Source organism: Streptomyces violascens, assembly GCF_014649955.1.
Taxonomy (GTDB): Bacteria; Actinomycetota; Actinomycetes; order Streptomycetales; family Streptomycetaceae; genus Streptomyces; species Streptomyces violascens.
The window spans coordinates 476,975-495,508 of record NZ_BMUA01000004.1 but is presented as its reverse complement, the minus strand read 5'-3'; the positions used below and the strand labels follow the sequence as shown (position 1 = coordinate 495,508).

Here is an 18,534-nt window from a genome sequence, read left to right as displayed (position 1 = left end):
CCGGACGATTTTCGGCCGCCGTCACGAACGGTGATCATGAGTTGTCCTGGTATTCCGGGAGATGACGACCCGCCCCGTGGCCGGGGGCACCCGTCATGGCGGCTTTTCGACCACGATGGCAGATGGCTGGAATTCTGCGTTCCGGGCAAATCCCGGGAATCTTCGGGGAGTTCCGTTCGTCTGTCTGTGCGGGAGGTCTGTTACGGGATGTCTGGTGTGGGAGTGTCTGTTGCGGGGGCGTCTGCGGGGGCATCGGGGGCCCGCGGGTGGGGAGGAATGAAGGCATGAGCGTTGAGCAGCAGCCGTTGTGGGTCGAGGAACCTGCCGTGCGTCCGCGGCTGCCCGACCCGGTCCGCATCGCGGCGGTGCGCGCGGTCATCATCGTCGCGGCGACCTTGATACAGGCGATGGTCGCCTTCCTGTGCACGCTGGCCGGTTCGTGGCTCGCCTTCCCGATGGTGCTCAGCAGCGTCGGGAGCACAGTGCTCGCCACCTGGGGGGTGCTGGACGTCTGGGTCACCCGCCAGGTGTGGAACCAGCGCAACGGCGTGGTGTCGATGCCCAGCAGCACGGCGCGCAAGCTGCGCAAGGAGCGCCGCCGGGCCCGGCGGGCTGCCCGCACGGCCGAGCGGGCGGCGCGAATACGGTCCGCGGACGGCTCGGGACAGCGGTTGTCCCGAGCCTGAGCCGCCCGCCCGCCCGCCACGGCATCCGGCCTGGTGTGCCGCGCCGTGTGCCTCAACTTCCCTGTCAGGCGGGCTTCTTGAACATGCGCGTCGCGGTGATCTCGCCGTGCACGGTCTCGCCCGAGGTGTCCTGCTGGGGCAGGCCGGGCCGCAGGTGCTCCTCGACACTGATGTACTTCAGGCCCGCCCTGAGGTCCGCGTCGTTGCGCAGCCGGATCACCAGGGGGAACTCGGCGAGCGCGGTCGTGTCGAACAGGCCTGTCGTGTAGAGGAGTTGGACACCGAGCGCGTCGGACACGGCCCGCTGGAGCTCCAGGAGGTACGTCGCGTTGGCGCGGCCGATCGGGTTGTCGAGGAAGAGCGTCCCGGCGTGCCGGTGCTTGTCGCGGCCACGGTCGTTGCTGCGCAGTGCCGCCATCGTGCAGTACAGGGCGATCGCGGCGGTGAGCAGCTGGCCACCGGAGAACACGTCGCCCATCTGACCGACGGGCACGCGCTCGGCGCGCAGCACCGCGTCCGGCTTGAGGATCTCCACGGAGATGCCGCGCGGCTCCAGGGCCGCCTGCACTCCGCGAAGGAGCAGGGACATGCCGTCCCTGCGCAGGTCGGAGTTCTTCTTGACGGCGGCGCGGGTGGCCTCGTCGATGACCTCGCCGAGCCGTTCGGTGAGCGTGGCCTGGTCGGGCTCGTCGAAGCGGATCCGCAGGAACTCCTGCCCGGACCATTCGCCGAGGCCTTCGGGGAGCTGAGAGAGGCGCTGGGCGGAGCGGAGCGTGGTGAGCGCGGACTCCACCAGGCCGCGCAGCCGGTCGACGATGGAGTCGCGGTTGCGCTCCAGCTGCTCCAGCTCATCGGTCAGGACGCGCAGCCGGGGTTCGAAGGCGGCGGCCCAGGCGGCGGCGTGCTCGGGCAGCGAGGCAGCGGGCAGTTCGCGGATCTGCTGGCGGGCCGGGGTGCGGACCTGCTCGTAGCGGGTGGCGTTGGCGTGCCGCACCAGGATGTCGGACGCCTCACGGACCGCGGAGTCGGCGGCCGAGAGGTCGCCGGAGCAGCCGCGCAGCGAGCGGCGCGTCTCGGCGGCGGACTGCCGGGCCTCCTCCAGGCTGCCCGGGTACGGCTCGGGAGCGCTGTCCTCGTCCGGGCCCTGGCTGTTGTCCCGCAGCAAGTCGCGAAGGAGCGCGGCCGTCTCGTCGAAGCCGCCGGCCGCGTCCTCGGCGGCGCGGTGGGCGGTGAGCAGTTCGGCGTGGGCGGCGCGGGAGGTGTCCAACTCGTCGGTGCGCGCGGCGAGTTCGGTGGTCGCGGTACGCAGCAGGGCCTGGGCCTGCTCGGCGTCGGCGGGCACCTGGTCCTCGGGGAGCTCGGTGTGCGTCTCGCCGTCGGCGGGTGCCAGGCGTTCGGCCTCGCCGCGCAGCCGGCCGAGCTGCTCGCTCGCCGCGGATGCCCGGGTCTCCAGCATCTGCACGAGCGACTCGGCGCGGGCGGCGGCCGCCTGGCGGGAGGGGCCGTCGGCGCCGTCGGTGCCTTCGAGGAGGGTGGCGGCGCGGGTGCGCACCTTGTTGGTGAGTCGGTCGAGTTCGGCGAGGGCGGCGCTTTCGTCGCTCTCGGCGCGGGCCTGCTCGGCGCGCAGGTCGGCGCCGACGCCGACCTTCTCGTACAACTGGGACGCGGCGCGGTAGGCCTCGCGCAGGGCCGGCAGGGCTGCGCGCGGGGCGTCCTCGTCGGGCTCCGGCAGGGTTTCGGGGGCGCCCGCGATCTCGGCGCGCTCGGCGCGCAGCGCACGGGAGGTGCGGTGGGCGTCGTCGGCGGCGCGCTGGGCGGCACGGCGGTCCTCGTCGGCGGCCTTGGCGCGCTCCAGGAACGTCTGGGCGCGGGCCTCCGACTCGGCGGCGTCGTCGGCGAGTTCGCGGAGCTTGACCTGCCAGCCGGCCCGCTCGCGCAGCCGGTAGGCGAGTCCGGCGAGCGCGTCGGCGGCGCGCCGGGCACGCTGGGCGGCCTCCTGCCGTTCGTCGCGTACCTGCGCGGTGTCGGCGGCCGCCTCGTCCGCCTCGGCCCGTACGGTGCGGGCCTCGGTCAGTTCCTGTGCCGCCTCCTTGGCGGCCTCGCGGGCGCCGTGGGCGGCGGTGGCGAGCTCGGCGAGCATGCCGGGCGGGCAGTCGGCGCGCCAGGATCCGATGCGGGCGGCGAGCGAGCGGTCGCCGGTGAGCCGGGCGGCCAGCGTACGGATCTCCTCGTCCCGGGCGGTGGCGCGGGCGCGCAGCGTCTGGCGCTCCTCGTCGGCGGCGCCCTCGTCGTGCATGGCCGGGTTCGGCGGCACGAGGAAGATTCCGCTGTCGCCGCCCGAGTCCGCGGCCGGAACGGGCGCGAGCAGTGCGGCAGTTGTGCCGACGGCCACCGCGGAGCGCGGCAGCAGCGCGGCGCTCGCGAGGGCCTCGCGGGCCCGGGCGTGCGAGGCGGGGTCGGTGATCACCACGCCGTCGACGAGCTCGGGGCGGGCCGCGAGCACGGCGGCGTGGTCGGCGGGGGCCACGGCCTGGGCCAGGTAGCGCCAGCCGGGCAGCGCGGGGATGCCGTGCTCGCCGAGGTATTCGACGGTGGCGAGCACGTCGGGGCTGGGCGGAAGCAGCCCCCCGTCGCCGAGCGCGCCGAGGATGCGCGCGTCGTCGGCGGCGGCGGTGCGCAGTTCGAAGAGCTGGCGCTCGGCGGAGGCGATGTTCTGGTCGAGGAGGGCGCGCAGGTCGTCCGCGCTGCGGTCCAACTCCTCGGCGCCGAGCGGGCTTTGAGCGTCATCGCCGTCGTGCCTGCGGGGCTCGGGCACGCCGCCGGCGGATGCGGGCAGGCTGAGCAGTTCGGCCAGGCGTTCTTCGGCGGCGAGCGATTCGGCGGCCCGGCGCTCGGCTTCGTAGGCGTTCTCGGCGGCGCGGGCCGCGTCCTCGGCGCGGGCCGCGGCCAGTTCGGCGCGGGCCTCGACGGAGGCGGCCTCGCGGGCCCGGTCGGCTGCGGCGCGGGCGGCTTCGCGGGCCGCGTCCCAGCCGGCCACCGCGGTCTTCTCGGCGTCGCTGGCGGCGAGCGCGGCGCGGGCCGGGTCGGCGTCGGGCGCGCTGTCGTCGAGCCATCCGGCGCGTACGGCCTCGGCGGTCTCCTGCTCGACCTCCGCCAGGCGCTGGCGCAGGTGCCCGGCCTCGCTGCGGGCGCGCTGGGCCTCGGTCGCGGCGGCGGTGGCATCGCGGTGGGCGGCCTCGCCCGCTTCCTGGAGGCCGGCGGAGCGCTCTTCCTCCTCGGCCGCGACGCGCTCGCCGTCCTCGGCGGCCGCGTGCAGGGCCCGTACGAGATCGGCGGCGGCCTTGGCGCGGGCGGCGAGGGCGGGGGCCGCGTCCCGTTCGGCTTCCTGGATGGCGGCGGCGACGCGGGCCGAGCGGTCGGCGGCGGCGCGGTGGCGCAGGACCGCCTCGGCGGCCTGCCAGGCGGAGTGCAGGGTGCGGGCGTCGGCCAGTTCGCGGCGCTGCGCGGTGGCCGCCTTCTCGGCGACGGCGAGCGCCAACGAGGCGTGCCGGTAGGCGAGTTCGGAGGCGATCAGGGAGCTGCGGCCGCGCGCCTGCTCGGCGAGGGTGACGTGGTGGGCGGCGGCGGTGACCTGCTGGGCGAGGTCGGTGGCGCGGCCGCGCTCGGCGGCGGCGCGGGCGGAGAGGCGGCGGGCGAGGGTGCGGGTGCGGCGCTCGGCGCCGGCGTGGATGTCGCGGGCCCGCGCGCGCGTCTCGGCGGCTTCGACGATCCGGTTCAGGAGGTCCACCGAGCCCGCGGTGAAGTCGCGTTCGGCGGTGAGTTCGGCGCGGCGGCCCAGCTTGTTACCGAAGCCGCTGACCAGGTCGGCGAGGCCGTCGGTGTCGCGGGTGTCGGTGACGGCGCGAAGGAGCAGGTCGGTGAAGTCGGAGTCCTTCTTGACCGCGAACAGGCCCGCGGCCTCGCCCTCGTCGGCGTTCATCTCCCGCTGGTAGCGGAAGAGTTCGGGGTCCAGACCCAGGTCGCCGAGGTGTTCGTTCCAGCGGTCGTGGATCTCCTCCCAGTACACCTCCAGGTGCGGGTACGCCTTGGTCGCCTCGGTGATGGCGTCGCGGAAGCCCTTCATGGTGCGGCGGCGGCCCTGGGCTCCCGAGGCGCCTTCAGCGGAACGCCGCATCGCACTGGACTCGGCGACCGGCAGCGAGTCCAGGCTGAGCCCCGGGCCCGGCCGGAACGAGTACCAGGCCTCGGCGAACTTGCGCGGGTCGTTGGAGACCTGGCGGCCGCGCCATTCGCTGACCTTGCCCACCACGACGAGCTCGCCGGTGAGGGTGTGCTGCCACTCCAGGGCGACGTGCCCGCAGTCGTCGGCGAGCAGGAACTTGCGCAGCACGCCGGAGCTCGCGCCGCCCAGCGTGTTGCGGTGGCCGGGCAGCATCACCGAGAAGATCAGCTTGAGCAGTACGGACTTGCCTCCGCCGTTCTCCAGGAAGAGCACGCCCGCGGGCGCCGGGCGGCGCGGCGGGCCGACCGGCTCGTCCTCGAAGAACTCGGCCTGCGCGGGGGCCGGGTGGGGCACGGGGGCGCCGACTCCCCGCAGGTCAAGCACGGTGTCGGCATAGCGCGCACCGGCAGGCCCGATGGAGTAGAGGCGGACCCGGGACAGCTCGTACATGTCGGCGGACTCTCGTGGTGGTGGGGGTGGGAGGCGGGGTCAGGAGTGGAACGGAAGCCCGGCGTCGGCCACCAGTTCCAGGTCGTCGGCGTCGGTCGGCGGGAGCAGGGTGGCGCCGCCGTCGGTGACCGCGACCACGCCGAGCTCGATCAGCTCGGACAGGGCGGCGCTGCCCGCCATGTCGCGGACCTGCAACTGGTAGCGGGCGGTGGTGCGGTAGGCGCCGCCCGCGTCGTCGCCGGTGCGCTGGAGGAAGCCGGATTCGGTGAGGAAGGCGACGGCCTTGGCGACGATGCCGGTGGTCGAACCGGCGAGCCGGCGCGCATCCTTGGTGGCGCCGGTGGAGCTGCGCCGCGCGTAGATCCGCCAGGCGGCCTCCAGGCCCGGGGCGCCGCTCTCGGGGTCGGTGTTCTCGCCGGCCTCCTCGGCCCGCTCCTCCAGGCGGCGGCAGGCCTGCCGCACGAAGGCGTCCACTCCGTTGACGGTGATCCGCCCGATGTAGCCGTCGTCGGCGAGGTCCTCGGGCCGGGGGAACGCCATGGCGGCCACGGCGAGATGGGCCAGGCCGTGCAGGAAGCGGTCGGCCGAGTCGGGGGCGGCGGCGCGGCGCGCGTAGTCGCCCATGCGGACGGCGAATACCGAGTCCTCGGCGGCCGTCACGGCCATGCCGGCGCGGGGCGACACCTCCAGGACGATCAGGCCGAGGCCGGCCGCGACGGCGTCCGCGAGCCGGGCGAACGCGGGGTCCTCGCGGTGCCTGCGCAGCAGCTCGCTGTACTCGGCGTCCCTGGCCGGGAGCAGCTTGGGCTGCAGGCCGAAGGCGACGAGCCGCGCGGCGTCGGCGGCATCGGCGGGGGTGACCCTGGGCTCACCCCCGGTGCCGGATGCGGTGGGAGTGGCCCGCGGCTCGCCACCAGTACCGGGTGCAGGGGCAGTGGCCCGGGGTTCGCCGCCCGTGCCGGTCGCGGCGGGCGCCGGGGCCTCGGCGGCGTCGCCGAACGCGGGCTCGGGGTGGTGGTCGGTCACGGGGTTGTCTCCTTGGTGCGTACGTTGCCGGGTGCGGCGGGGTGGGCGGCTGCGGCGGGCTTCCACCCCGCCCCGCACCTGCCCGAGACCCTCCGGGGGTGGATGACCAGGTGCGGGCCGGTGGTCCTGGGGCCCCGCCCCGGACCCCGCTCCTCAAAAGCCGGAGAGGCTGGAAGTACGGGCCGAGCGCCGTTCCCGGCCCGTCCGGCGACTGAGAACGAGCGCCCTTCAGGCGCGAACGAGGTCCGGGGCAGAGCCCCGGGGCCGGGGGTGGCCCGGGGCTGACATGTCACGCCGCCTCCGTCCGGCCCGCCGCCATCCCCGCCGCGTCCAGCAGCGCCGTGCCCACGATCAGGTCCGCCCCGCCGAACTCCGGGTCGTCCAGCTGGGTGCCGTCGTCCACGGCGAACAGGAGGCGTTCTTCGCCCTGGCGGTATGCCGTGCCCACCGGCGGGCTCGCCGCGTGGACTGCCAACAGGGCCACCAGGTACGGCAGTTCGGGGTCGAGGCGGCGGGCCTCGGCCAGCAGGCCCGAGAGGCGGCGCGGGGCGTCGTGCTCCAGGTCGAGCAGTTCCATGGCGGCGGCGAGCTGCTCCTCGCTGAACCGGCTGTCGTCGGGGGTGGCGACGAGGTCCGGCTCGGGCATCTCAGCGCCGAGGTGCTCGCGCTCCATGGGCGGCGTGAGCAGTATGTCCACGAGGTCGCCGACCCGTACGGACACCGGTGTGCGCAGACCGGTCCCGCGCGCGAAGAAGGCGTCGGTGACCCGGATCGCGTCGGCCACCGGGAGCGGCAGCAGCGGGGCGACCAGCTGGCCGTACAGGTCGAGGCCGGCGCGGGCGGCCGGGCGGGCGAAGGCCTGGCGGTCCTGTTCGGCACGGAACAGCGGGCCCGCCTCCAGGAGGCGGGACTGGAGCTGGGTGTGGCGGCGGATGCAGTCCTTGACGATGTCGACGAGCTCGGCGGCGCGGCGCTTGTGCTCGGGGTCCTCCGCCTCGTCGCGGGCCTTGCGGATGTTGGTGAGGATCGCGTTCTCGTGCCGGTAGCGGTCGGCGACGTGGTCGAGGGCCTCGGCGATCATGTCCGGCACCGCGTTGAGCCAGTCGACCGCGCGCACGTTGCGCCGCGTGGCCTCCAGGGTGCGCCGCAGCGTCTCCGCGTACTGCACCGTGCGGTAGCGGGCCTGTTCGGCGGCGAGCTGGGCGTCGGCCAGGCGGCCGCGGCTGATCAGGACCTCCAGCTTGACCTCGGCCGCGATCTGGGCGCTGGTGACGTCGGTGTCGAGGGCGCCGACCAGGACGTTGACGGCCTCGTCGGTGGTGCGCAGATAGACCGCGCCCCCGTACCCCGGGACCTCTTCGAGGAGCTTGAAGTCGTAGTCCCGGCGGACGTAGACCCCGTCCGGGTTGAACGTGCCGTACACCGCGCGGAAGCCCCGGTCCACGCTGCCCACGTTGATCAGGTTCTCCAGGACCCAACGGGCCACCCGCTCGTGCTCGGAGGCGGGCCGGGCCGGTGCCTGGGCGGCGACGCGCGGGATGAGCCGGGCCACGATCTGCTCGTGGTCGGCGCCCGTGTCGAAGTCCATGTTCAGCGTGACGAGGTCGATGGAGGCGAGCGCCACCTCGGCCATCGCGTACACCGAGTACTCGCCCGCGAGGTTGGCCTTGCGCACGTCGAGGTCGTGCAGCGGCGCGGTGCACGCCAGCGCGCGCAGCCGCCGCGCGAGCCCCTCGTCGGCGGCCGGGCCCGGTGCGGGGCGCGCCGCCGCGCTGAGCTGGGGCGGAACGGGTTCCGTCGAGGCAGGCGAAGTCACGGTGGACAGATTAGGTCCTCGCACTGACAACGGTCGAAACGGCGCAGATCAGCCCGCTGCCCACGGCCCCCGGCCGCGGCTAGGCGAGGGCGTCCGCGACCAGTTTCCCGTACGCCTCGACGAGCTGGGCGCGCGAGTCGTCGAGGTAGCCGGCGAGCAGCCACATGGCCCGCGTCCGCTCGCCCGCGCGCAGCGCCTCCAGGATCTCCCGGTTGCGTACGAGGTAGGGCTGGTGGAGGCGGCGCGGGTCGTCCACCACGTGGAAGGCCAGGCGGAGTTCGGCCAGGACGCCGCGCATCAGCTCGTCGGTGCGGGCGCTGCCCGCGAGGCCCACGAGTGCGCGGTGGAAGTGGATGTTGGCGGTGGAGACGCCCTGCCAGTCGCCCTGCTCGGCCGCGCGTTCGCCGCCCGAGACGGCCGCGTCGAGCCCTTCGAGGCGGTAGGGCGGCTCGCCGAGCCCCTGGACGACGGCGCATTCGACCAGGCGCCTCGTGCGGTAGATGTCGGCGACGTCCTCGACGGCGAGCACCCGGACGAAGACCCCGCGATTGAGTTCATGGACCAGGAGCCGCTCATGGGTGAGCAGCCGGAACGCCTCGCGCAGGGTGTTGCGCGAGACTCCGAGTGCCTTGCCGATGGCGTCCTCCGCGAGGCGCTCCCCCGGAGGGAAGAAGCCTTCCGCGATCCGGCTGCGCAGGATGTCCGCGACCCGCTCCGCCGTGCTGGTGCGGCCCAGCAGCGCGCGGTCCTCGGCAAGCCCGCCGAGTCCGGAGTCCGTTGTCGCCACAGCGCCCTCTCTCCCCGCCGGCCGCTCCCGCCGACGCGTGCGCCCATCGTAGAAGCATCGCGAGGTCGTGAGGACGTGAGCACGTGAGGAAACAGGAACGTCTCGACAAGACTCTTGTCGGATCGTTCAACAATCCCCTACCTTGAGGAAACCGCACACCGGCAACGCACATACCGTCACCGCACGCCGACACCGCACAAGGGAACCGCCTCCAGGACCGCACCCCGGACGCGCACCCAAGCAACCACCACGACCGGACCTCACCCCGGCCCCGCACGGTCTCAGCAGCCCTCTCGTCCCCTCCTGCGAGGTGCACATGAGCACGACCAAGGCACAGCCGCAGCACGGTCAACACCCGCACGACAACGGCCCGTTCGGATGGCTGCGCGCGCTCGGCCCCGCCGGCCGCCGCGCCTTCGGGGGCGCCTTCGGGGGCTATGCCCTCGACTCGTACGACTTCTTCACGCTCCCGCTCACCATGGTCGCGATCTCGGCGTACTTCGGGCTCGACACCGGCCAGACGGGGCTGCTCACGACCGTGACGCTAGTGGTGTCGGCCGTCGGCGGCGCGTTCGCCGGGGTGGTCGCGGACCGAATCGGCCGGGTCAAGGCGCTGATGATCACTGTCGGCACCTACGCGGTCTTCACGGTGCTCTGCGGGTTCGCGCCCAACTACGAGACGCTGCTGGTGTTCCGCGCCCTCCAGGGGCTCGGCTTCGGCGGCGAGTGGGCGGTCGGCGCGATCCTGGTCGCCGAGTACGCCTCGGCCAAGCACCGCGGGCGGACCCTGGGAGCGGTGCAGAGCGCGTGGGCGGCGGGCTGGGCGCTCGCCGTCGTCGTGTACACGCTGGTGTTCCAGTACGTGGACGCCGACACCGCCTGGCGCGTGGTGTTCTGGACCGGTGCGCTCCCGGCCGTGCTGCTCGTCTACGTACGCCGCAACGTCAGCGACGCGCCCCAGGCCACCGAGCGGCGCCTCGCAACGGCCCGCACCACGAGCGGCGGCGCCACCTTCGCCGCCATCTTCCGGGGCCCGCTGCTGCGCACCACCCTGTTCGCGGTGCTGCTCTCGGCCGGTGTCCAGGGCGGCTACTACACGCTCGCCACCTGGGTGCCCACCTTCCTCAAGAGCGACCGGCACCTCACGGTCGTCGGCACCGGCGGCTACCTGGCGTTCCTGATCTCCGGCGCCTTCATCGGCTATCTGACCGGCGGATACCTCACCGACCGGCTCGGCCGGAAGAAGACCATCGCCCTGTTCGCGGTCCTGTCGGCCGTCTGCATCCTGGTCTACACACACCTTCCGGCCGGGGCGAACACCCTCCTTCTGGTGCTCGGCTTCCCGCTCGGCTTCTGCATGTCAGCGATCTTCAGCGGCTTCGGCTCGTTCCTCAGCGAGCTGTACCCGACGGCCGTGCGCGGCACCGGCCAGGGCTTCACGTACAACACCGGCCGTGCCGTGGGCGCGTTCTTCCCCACCCTGGTCGGCTACCTCGCCGACAGCTGGGGAGTCGGCGGCGCCCTGGTGTTCGGCGCGGTCGGCTACGCCATCGCCGTACTGGCCCTGCTCGGACTGCCCGAGACGCGCGGCCAGGAGCTGCTGTGAACCCCGTGAAGCCATTGACGTCCCCGAGCGAGGCCCGCGCCCTGTTCCGTTCGGGCACGGACGTGCCGACCGCGGGCTGGGCGCCCGGACACACCCAGGTGAACCTGATCTCCGTACCGGCCGACTGGGCCGAGGACGTACGGCTGTTCTGCGAGCGCAATCCGCAGCCCTGCCCGGTCCTCGACGTGACGGAACCGGGCTCCTTCAGGACGCGGCTCGCCCCCCATGCCGATCTCCGCTCGGAAGTTCCCCGCTACCGGGTGTGGGAGGACGGCGAACTCGTCGCCGAGCCTGCCGACGCCACCAGCTTCTGGCGGGGCGACCTGGTGACGTTCCTCATCGGGTGCAGCTTCACCTTCGAATCCCAACTGGCCGCGGAGGGCGTGCCGTTGCGCCACATCGAGCAGGGCCGCAACGTCTCGATGTACGTGACGAACCGGGCCTGCCGGCCCGCGGGGCGGCTCAGCGGCCCGCTGGTGGTGTCGATGCGGCCGATCCCGTCCCACCTGGTGGGCACGGCCTGCCGGGTGACACGGGCGATGCCCGCGGTCCACGGCGCGCCCGTGCACTCGGGCGATCCGGCATCGCTCGGCATCGCGGACCTGTCCCGGCCCGACTTCGGGGACCCGGTGGAGGCCATGCCGGGCGACGTGCCGGTGTTCTGGGCCTGCGGGGTCACCCCGCAGGCGGCGGTGACGGCGTCCCGGCCGCCGTTCGCCCTCACCCACGCGCCGGGCCGGATGTTCCTCACCGACGTCCGCGACGACCGGTACCGGAGGCCCTGACCCGCACTGACCGAGCGCCCCCGCCCAGCCCGGGGCAGACTGCACCACAGGACCACGCACCACCCCGAACAGGAGATCCCGCACCCATGACCCGGTCCGCGACGACGTCGATCGACCTCAATGCCGACCTCGGCGAGGGCTTCGGACACTGGCGCCTGACCGACGACGAACACCTTCTGTCCGTCGTCACCAGCGCCAATGTGGCCTGCGGCTTCCACGCGGGCGACCCGGCCATCATGCGGCGGGTGTGCGCCCTGGCGGCGGAGCGCGGCGTACGCATCGGCGCCCAGGTCTCCTACCGCGACCTGGCGGGCTTCGGCCGCCGCTCCATGGACGTGCCGCCCGATGAGCTGACGGCCGAAGTCGCCTACCAGATCGGCGCGTTGGAGGTCTTCGCGCGCGCCGCGGGCAGCCGGGTCTCGTACGTCAAGCCGCATGGCGCGCTCTACAACCGGGTCGTGCACGACGAGCAACAGGCGGCCGCCGTCGTCGAGGGGGTGCTCCTCGCGGGCGGGGCGCTCCCCGTCCTCGGCCTTCCGGGTTCGCGACTGCTCGCGGCGGCCGAGCGGGCCGGGCTCGGCGTCGTCACCGAGGCGTTCGCGGACCGCGCCTACACCGCGCACGCCACCCTGGTGCCGCGCGGCCGGGACGGCGCGGTCGTCAGCGACCCGGACGCCGTGGTGGCGCGAGCGGTCGCGATGGCCCTGGACGGCACGGTCGTGGCCGAGTCCGGCGAGCAGGTCCCGGTCGGTGCGGGCTCACTGTGCCTGCACGGCGACACGCCGGGCGCGGTGGACCTGGCCCGCCGGGTGCGCTCAGCCCTTGAGTCGGCGGGCGTCCGGGTGGCGGCGTTCTCGTGAGCCCCCTGCGCACCCTGCCGGTCGGGGAGCACGCCCTCCTTGTCGAGCTGGAGAACGGCGAGGCGGCCGGGGCCCTGCATGCCGAGCTGCTGCGCCGGCGCGCCGCCGGAACGCTCCCCCCGGTACGGGAGATCGTGCCCGCGGCCCGCACGGTGCTGCTCGACGGCATCGCCGATCCCCGGGCGCTGGCTGCCCAGTTGACGACGTGGCGCATCCCTCCTTTGGAGGCGGGCGCCCAGGAGACGGTGGAGATCTCCGTGCGCTACGACGGCCCCGATCTCGCGGACGTCGCGGGCCTGTGGGAGGTCTCGGAGCAGGAGGTGGTACGCATCCACTCCGCGGCCGAATTCCGGGTCGCCTTCTGCGGGTTCGCGCCCGGCTTCGCCTACCTCACCGGCCTCGGCGAGGAGTACTCCGTGCCGCGCCGGGACACCCCGCGCACCTCGGTCCCGGCGGGCTCGGTGGCGCTCGCGGGCCCGTACACCGGTGTCTATCCGCGCCCCTCCCCCGGCGGCTGGCAGCTGATCGGCAGTACGGACGCCGCCCTGTGGGACCCGCACCGCGAGCCCGCCGCCCTGCTCACCCCGGGCACCCGGGTCCGCTTCGTGCCCCGGGCGGCGCGATGACCGACCGGGCCCTGTCCGTCGTACGGGCCGGAGCGCTGACCTCCGTACAGGACGAAGGGAGACACGGCCACGCGCACCTCGGGGTGCCGCGTTCGGGCGCGCTCGATCTGCCCGCGAGCCGACTTGCCAACCGCCTGGTAGGCAACGCCATAGGGGCGGCCGTGCTCGAAACGACCCTCAACGGGTGTGCGGTACGCCCTCGTTGTGCGGTCACCGTGGCGGTGACCGGCGCGCCCTGCGCGGTCACCCTGGACGGCCGGCCGGTGGCGTGGGGCGCGCCGGTGCGGGTGCCGCCGGGAGCCGTGGTCGAGGTGGGTGCGGCGACGCACGGGGTGCGCTCCTACCTGGCGTTCGCCGGCGGCATCACCGTCGAGCCGGTGCTCGGCAGCCGCTCCACCGACCTCCTGTCCGGCCTGGGCCCTCCGCTGCTCAGCGACGGCGCCGCGCTGCCGCTGGGCAGCCCGGCCCCGGCGTACCCGCACGTGGACGAGGCCCCCGCGCCCGGCGTGCCGCGGGAGCTGGTGCTGCGCATGTGCCCGGGGCCGCGCGCGGACTGGTTCACGGCGGACGCCACGGCCGTTCTGGCCGCCGGCCACTACCGGGTGTCCTCGGCGAGCAACCGCATCGGGCTGCGCACCGAGGGGCCCGCGCTGCGGCGTGCCGTGGAGGGTGAACTCCCCAGCGAGGGAATGGTGTGGGGAGCGGTCCAGGTGCCGCCGGACGGACGGCCGGTGGTCTTCCTGGCCGACCACCCGACGACCGGCGGCTATCCGGTGATCGGCGTCGTGCCCGAGCCGGACCTGGCGGCCGCCGCTCAGGCCGCCCCCGGTACGCCGCTGAGGTTCGCGCCGGTGGGCCGGCCCTGACCCGGCGAGACGGCCGCCAGCGCGGCCGTCAGGGCTTCGGCGGCACGCAGATCGAGCCGCGCCGTGTGGCGCAGTTCCTCGCCGGCCAGGCGGAGCAGCTGGGGCAGCAGGTCGGTGGAGCGGCGGGCCAGCCAGGCGGTGCCCGAGGTGGCCAGCCAGAAGAGCGAGGCGGCGGCACTCGGCGGCGGCTGTTCCGGTTCGACCGGGGGTGGTGCGCCCGGTGCCAGGCCGCGCTCGGCGAGCAGCGCGTGGCAGCGGGCCGCGATCAGCCGGTGCCCTCGCTCGCCGGGATGCAGCCGGTCCGCGCTCCACAGGGCGCGGTCCTCGACCCAGGCGGGCTCGGCGAGGTGCAGATGGACCGCTCCATACCGCGCGGACAGGGTGTGCACCACGGCGTTGACGGCCCGCTGTCTCCTGGCGAGCGGGCGGGAGAGCGGCCCCGGCAGCCCCAGCATGGCGCCCGGGTCGGGCAGACAGGCGGTGAGCAGCGCCGATCCCTGCCCGGTGAGTCCGCCGTACACCGTGTCCAGGCGCACCGCGACACGGTGAATGTCGAAGGAGCGGCGCAGTGTGTCGTTGATGCCGACGACGACCGAGGCGAGGTGGGGCGCGAACTCCAGTGCCCTGGGCGCCTGTTGCTCAAGTACGTCCAGGGTGAGGGCTCCGCTGGCGGCGAAATTGCGGAACTCCCAGTCCGGCTGGTGACCGGCGAGCAGCGCGGCCCAGCCGCGCCAGCCGCCGGACACCGGATCGCCGACTCCTTCGGTGAGCGAGTCGCCCAGTGCCGCGAACCGCAGCCCCTGAAAGGGCAGTTCGAGGGCCGCACCGGCGAGGGCCATGGCGGTCACACGATCACCCCCGGCGTCGCACGGACGGTGCCGGACCGCACCGGCGGCGCGTCGTGCGCGGCGAGGAAGGCCGCCACCGAGGCGTCCCAGCCGAACAGTTCGGCCCGCGCCCGAGCGTCCGCCCGGCGCCGCGGTTCGGGCCTGGCCAGCAACTCCTTCACGGCGGCGGCGAATTCCACACCCGTACCTCCGGCCGCGAGCCCCGCATCGCCAATGACCTCGGGCAGGGCCGACGACGCGCTGCACACGACCGGGGTCCCGCAGGCCAGCGCCTCAAGGGCTGAAAGACCGAACGTTTCCGCGGGGCCCGGCGCCAGGCAGATGTCGGCCGCGGCCTGAAGGTCGGCCAGCGTTTCGCGGTCGGCGACGTGCCCGAGGAACTCGACGGGCAGCCGTTCCGCGGCCGCCCGGCGCCCCAGGCTCCCCGCCAGGGGGCCGTCCCCCGCGACCACGAGCGCCGCCCGCACGCCCGTACGCCGCAGCGCCGCGAGCGCGTCCAGGGCGAGGCCCGGCCGCTTCTCGACGGAGAGCCGCGAGCACATCAGGAGCAGCACCCGGGCGCCGCGCGCGTGCCGGGCCCGCAGCACCGTCGAGCGCCGCCCGGGCCTGCACTGCGCGAGATCGACACCGAGCGGGGCCCGCACCACATTGCGCGCGCCGATCCGTACGAACTCGCGCTCCGCCCACTCCGTGGTGCACACGATCCGCGAGAACGCCCAGCCCGTACGCCTGTTGAGCCGGTCGGCGGCGCCGCCTGCCACCGCTTCGGGCAGGCCCCAGGTGCGCAGGACCCCGTCGGCCGTCTCGTGCGAGACCATCACCGAGGGGACCCTGGCCCGGCGCGCCCACTCCCCGGTCCAGCGCAGGGTGGTGCGGTCGGACACCTCGATGCGGTCGGGCGCCAGGTCTTCGAGGACCCGGCGGACCCGGCGCCGGTCGGCGAGCACCCGGTAGCCGCCGGTGCCCGGCAGCACGACACCCGGCAGGGTGATCACCCGCCCCTGCTCGGTGAGTTCGTCCGCCGTCCGGCCGCCCGGCACGACGAGCACGGGTTCGTGCCCGGCCTCCAGATAGCCCCGGCCGAGCTCGCGCAGCGCGGTGCGCAGGCCGCCGGACGCGGGGGTGACGAAGTTGGCGAGCCGCACGATCCTGAGGCCGCCCATGCCGCCACCGCCGCTCATGCCGCCACCGCCGCGCGTGCGCCGAGCACCTCGGCGTAGTGGTCCAGGAGCAGATCGCCGACGGCGGCCCAGGTGCGGCCGCGCACCGCCTCCCGCCCGGCGCGCCCGTAGGCGGCTCGCAACCCCGGATCGGCGAGCTTCAGGACGGCGTCGCGAACGGCCCCCGCATCCCTCGGCGGCACCAGGAGGCCCGTACGTCCGTGGCGTACGAGATCGAGCGGGCCGCCCGCCGCGGGCGCGATCACGGGCACTCCGCTCGCCATGGCCTCCTGGACGGTCTGGCAGAACGTCTCGTAGGGCCCGGTGTGTGCGAAGACGTCCAACGAGGCGTGGATCCGGGCGAGTTCGTCCCCTGTGCGGCGGCCGAGGAAGACCGCGCCGGGCAGGGCGGCGCGCAGGGCGGGCCCGCTCGGCCCGTCACCTGTGACGACGACGCGTACGCCGTCCAGGGCGCAGACGTCCGCGAGGAGTTCCACCTGCTTCTCGGGGGCGAGGCGGCCGACGTAGCCGACGATCAGTTCGCCGTGCGGGGCGAGTTCGCGGCGCAGGGCGGTGTCGCGCCTGTCCGGCCGGAAGCGGTCGGTGTCGACGCCGCGCGGCCAGAGCCGTACCCGGCGCACCCCGTGTTCCTCCAGGTCGCGCAGGGCCGAGGTGGAGGGCGCGAGGGTGCGGTCGGCGGCCGAGTGGACGGCTCGCAGGCGCCGCCAGGCGGTGCCTTCGCCGGTCCCCATGTAGGTGCGGGCGTACCCGGCCAGGTCGGTCTGGTAGACGGCGACGGCGGGAACGTTCAGGCGGGCCGCGGCGGCCATGCCGCGTACACCGAGGACGAAGGGGCTCGCCAGGTGGACGAGGTCGGCCCGGTGGGCCGCGATCGCGGCGGCGACCCGGCGGCTGGGCAGCGCGAGGCGGACCTCTGGATAGCCGGGCAGCGGAAGCGAGGGCACCCGTATGACGGGGCACGGCGCGTCAGAGCCCTCCCCCGTGGCCGTGGCCGGGGCTATGACGAGCGGTTGGTGACCGCGTGCGGCGAGATGCCGGGCGGTCTGCAGGGCGCAGTGGGCCACGCCGTTGACGTCGGGCGGGAAGGATTCGGTGACGATGACGACACGCATACCCGTGTTGTCGTCGCGCCGGAAGTGGCCCGGCCGACTTGGATCTTTCCGCCCGGGGAACGTCCCATGAGCGTTGTCTCATCCGGAGGTCCGGTCGTGGATCGCACGGGCCTGCTCCGGTTGCCGTGGGTCACACGGCCGTGGGGTCCGGGCCGAGCCGGTCGTGGATGGCGCTCTGCACCTCGGCCTCCTCGGCCGGGTCGGCGGCGAGCCTGCGCAGCCGTTCGGCGACGCGGGCGTCGACGAGCTCGGCGTACTGGGCGGCCACTTCTCTGGTGGTCTCCTCGCAGTCCCACAGGCATTCGACGGCGAAGCCGGTGGCGAACGTCGGGTCGGTGGCGGCGAGGGCGCGGGCGGTGCGGCCGCGCAGCTGTGAGGAGGCGGTCTCGCGGTAGATGTGCCGCAGAACGGGGGCGGCGCAGCAGATGCCGAGCCGTCCCGCCCCGTCGACGAGCGCCCGAAGGAGCGGCGCGTCGGGGCCTTCGGAACGTACGGTCTCGCGGAGCGCTCCGAGCACCAGCTTCTCGTCGCCGGCCTCGCCGCGTGAGGCGAGCACGCTGGCGGCGGAGGCACCGAGTTCGTCGGGGCGCTGGACCCAGCCGCGGGCCCGGTCGACGGCCTCGGGGCCGCACATCCGCTCGAAGGCGTGGACGGCGGCTTCGGCGGCGATACGGGATCCGGCCGAGACGGCGGCCTCGATCAGGTCGAGCACGCGGGCGTCGCGCGACTCGGCGAGATAGTGCAGGGCGGCGCCGCGGGCTCCGTCGGTGCCGGAGCGGGCCGCCTCGATGATGGCGTCCCGGTCCTCGGGCCCGGCGACGGCGCCGAGGCACCTGGCCGCGGGCAGGTGCAGGACCGTGCCGCGTTCCAGGCCTTCGTCGGCCCAGTCGAAGACGGCCTGCACGCTCCATCCGGGACGGGGTCCGGACGGCCGCATCTGGCGCTGCCAGCGGTCGAAGGAGCCGGTCTCCTGGGCGGCACGGACCCGGGCGCCCACGCTCTCGCGCGGATCCTCGGCCCACAACCGCCAGGGGCGCGGCTCGTAGGCGTCACGCACGGTGGCGGCGAGCTCCGCGTCGCCCTCCGCGGTGGCGGGGAAGCGGCCGAGCACGGACGTGGCGAGGCCGCGCAGGCCCGCGTCGTCGTCGCGCAGCGCGAGCTCGTCCAGGGCCCAGGCCCAGTTGGAGCCGGCCGCGGCGTAGCGGCGGAGCAGCGCGAGCGCGTCGTTCCTGCCGTACGAGGCGAGGTGGCCGAGGACGGCGAGGGCGAGCCCGGTCCTGGAGTCCTCGGTGTCGAGGATGTCCTCGGCGCCGAAGAGGTGGCGCTCGATCTGGTCGAGCCCGCCGTCGAGATCCAGGAAGAGGCGCGCGTAGTACAGCGAGCGGTTCTCGACCTGCCAGTCGTGGCGGGGGTCGCTCAGAACGCAGTGGTTGAGGGCCGCCAGGGCCTCGTCGCGCGGGGCGGCCAGCGCGTGCAGGGTGCCGTCGCCGCGGCCCCGCTGCAGCAGACCGAGCAGCGTGCCGCTCGGCGCTATGACTGGATCGAACATGGAAATAGCCTCACATCAAGCTGTCGACGCAACCGGGATTCGTGCCTTGCCCTAGGCCGCGCAGCAACATGAGGGGTCGCCCGCCGTCTTCTGCTTGGTGTAGACCATCTTCCT

General features: G+C 74.5%; 14 protein-coding genes. 6 read left to right on the top strand and 8 right to left on the bottom strand.

The genetic code is table 11. The annotated features are described in order from the left end of the window. The first annotated feature begins 251 nt into the window (after positions 1-251). Positions 252-686: a hypothetical protein gene (locus IE206_RS13290; protein WP_373300913.1), complete on the top strand. Its 435-nt coding sequence runs from the start codon at positions 252-254 to the stop codon at positions 684-686. A 64-nt stretch (positions 687-750) separates the two neighbouring features. On the opposite strand, the gene IE206_RS13285 is transcribed toward IE206_RS13290, so the two are convergent. The 4 genes from IE206_RS13285 to IE206_RS13270 form a co-directional block, all read right to left on the bottom strand. After that, the gene (locus IE206_RS13285; protein ID WP_189962296.1) at positions 751-5,358 is read right to left on the bottom strand and encodes a coiled-coil domain-containing protein; all 4,608 of its coding nucleotides are present in this window, start codon (positions 5,356-5,358) and stop codon (positions 751-753) included. Between the two features lie 39 nt (positions 5,359-5,397). Next, complete coding sequence (locus IE206_RS13280; RefSeq protein WP_226598728.1) at positions 5,398-6,384, bottom strand: hypothetical protein; 987 nt, start codon at positions 6,382-6,384, stop codon at positions 5,398-5,400. Between the two features lie 289 nt (positions 6,385-6,673). Beyond that, positions 6,674-8,200: a hypothetical protein gene (locus IE206_RS13275; protein WP_189962295.1), complete on the bottom strand. Its 1,527-nt coding sequence runs from the start codon at positions 8,198-8,200 to the stop codon at positions 6,674-6,676. A 79-nt stretch (positions 8,201-8,279) separates the two neighbouring features. After that, positions 8,280-8,987, bottom strand: coding sequence for a GntR family transcriptional regulator (locus IE206_RS13270; protein ID WP_189962294.1), 708 nt, complete (start codon positions 8,985-8,987; stop codon positions 8,280-8,282). 316 nt (positions 8,988-9,303) lie between these two features. Between IE206_RS13270 and IE206_RS13265 the strand changes: the two genes are divergently transcribed. The 5 genes from IE206_RS13265 to IE206_RS13245 all read left to right on the top strand — a co-directional run bounded on the left by IE206_RS13265 (position 9,304) and on the right by IE206_RS13245 (position 13,730). Continuing rightward, positions 9,304-10,593: an MFS transporter gene (locus IE206_RS13265; RefSeq protein ID WP_189962293.1), complete on the top strand. Its 1,290-nt coding sequence runs from the start codon at positions 9,304-9,306 to the stop codon at positions 10,591-10,593. Then, positions 10,590-11,378, top strand: a complete 789-nt coding sequence (locus IE206_RS13260) for a putative hydro-lyase (protein WP_189962292.1) — start codon at positions 10,590-10,592, stop codon at positions 11,376-11,378. The genes IE206_RS13265 and IE206_RS13260 overlap by 4 nt, the downstream gene beginning before the upstream one ends. Positions 11,379-11,464: 86 nt before the next feature. Next, positions 11,465-12,238 (top strand): LamB/YcsF family protein, encoded by a 774-nt coding sequence (locus IE206_RS13255; protein WP_189962291.1) that lies wholly within the window; start codon positions 11,465-11,467, stop codon positions 12,236-12,238. 5 nt (positions 12,239-12,243) lie between these two features. After that, a complete protein-coding gene (pxpB, locus tag IE206_RS13250) occupies positions 12,244-12,864 on the top strand; it encodes a 5-oxoprolinase subunit PxpB (protein ID WP_189962342.1) in 621 nt (206 codons plus the stop codon). Beyond that, positions 12,861-13,730, top strand: a complete 870-nt coding sequence (locus IE206_RS13245; protein WP_189962290.1) for a 5-oxoprolinase subunit C family protein — start codon at positions 12,861-12,863, stop codon at positions 13,728-13,730. Before pxpB ends, IE206_RS13245 begins: the two co-directional genes overlap by 4 nt. Here the strand turns inward: IE206_RS13245 and IE206_RS13240 are convergent. The 4 genes from IE206_RS13240 to IE206_RS13225 all read right to left on the bottom strand — a co-directional run bounded on the left by IE206_RS13240 (position 13,679) and on the right by IE206_RS13225 (position 18,420). After that, complete coding sequence (locus tag IE206_RS13240; protein WP_189962341.1) at positions 13,679-14,569, bottom strand: SGNH/GDSL hydrolase family protein; 891 nt, start codon at positions 14,567-14,569, stop codon at positions 13,679-13,681. The genes IE206_RS13245 and IE206_RS13240 overlap by 52 nt on opposite strands. 5 nt (positions 14,570-14,574) lie before the next feature. Further along, a complete protein-coding gene (locus IE206_RS13235; RefSeq protein ID WP_189962340.1) occupies positions 14,575-15,741 on the bottom strand; it encodes a glycosyltransferase in 1,167 nt (388 codons plus the stop codon). A gap of 14 nt (positions 15,742-15,755) precedes the next feature. Further along, a complete protein-coding gene (locus IE206_RS13230) occupies positions 15,756-16,871 on the bottom strand; it encodes a glycosyltransferase family 4 protein (protein ID WP_189962289.1) in 1,116 nt (371 codons plus the stop codon). Between the two features lie 130 nt (positions 16,872-17,001). Continuing rightward, positions 17,002-18,420, bottom strand: coding sequence for a Mic19 family protein (locus IE206_RS13225; RefSeq protein WP_189962288.1), 1,419 nt, complete (start codon positions 18,418-18,420; stop codon positions 17,002-17,004). Positions 18,421-18,534: the final 114 nt, after the last annotated feature.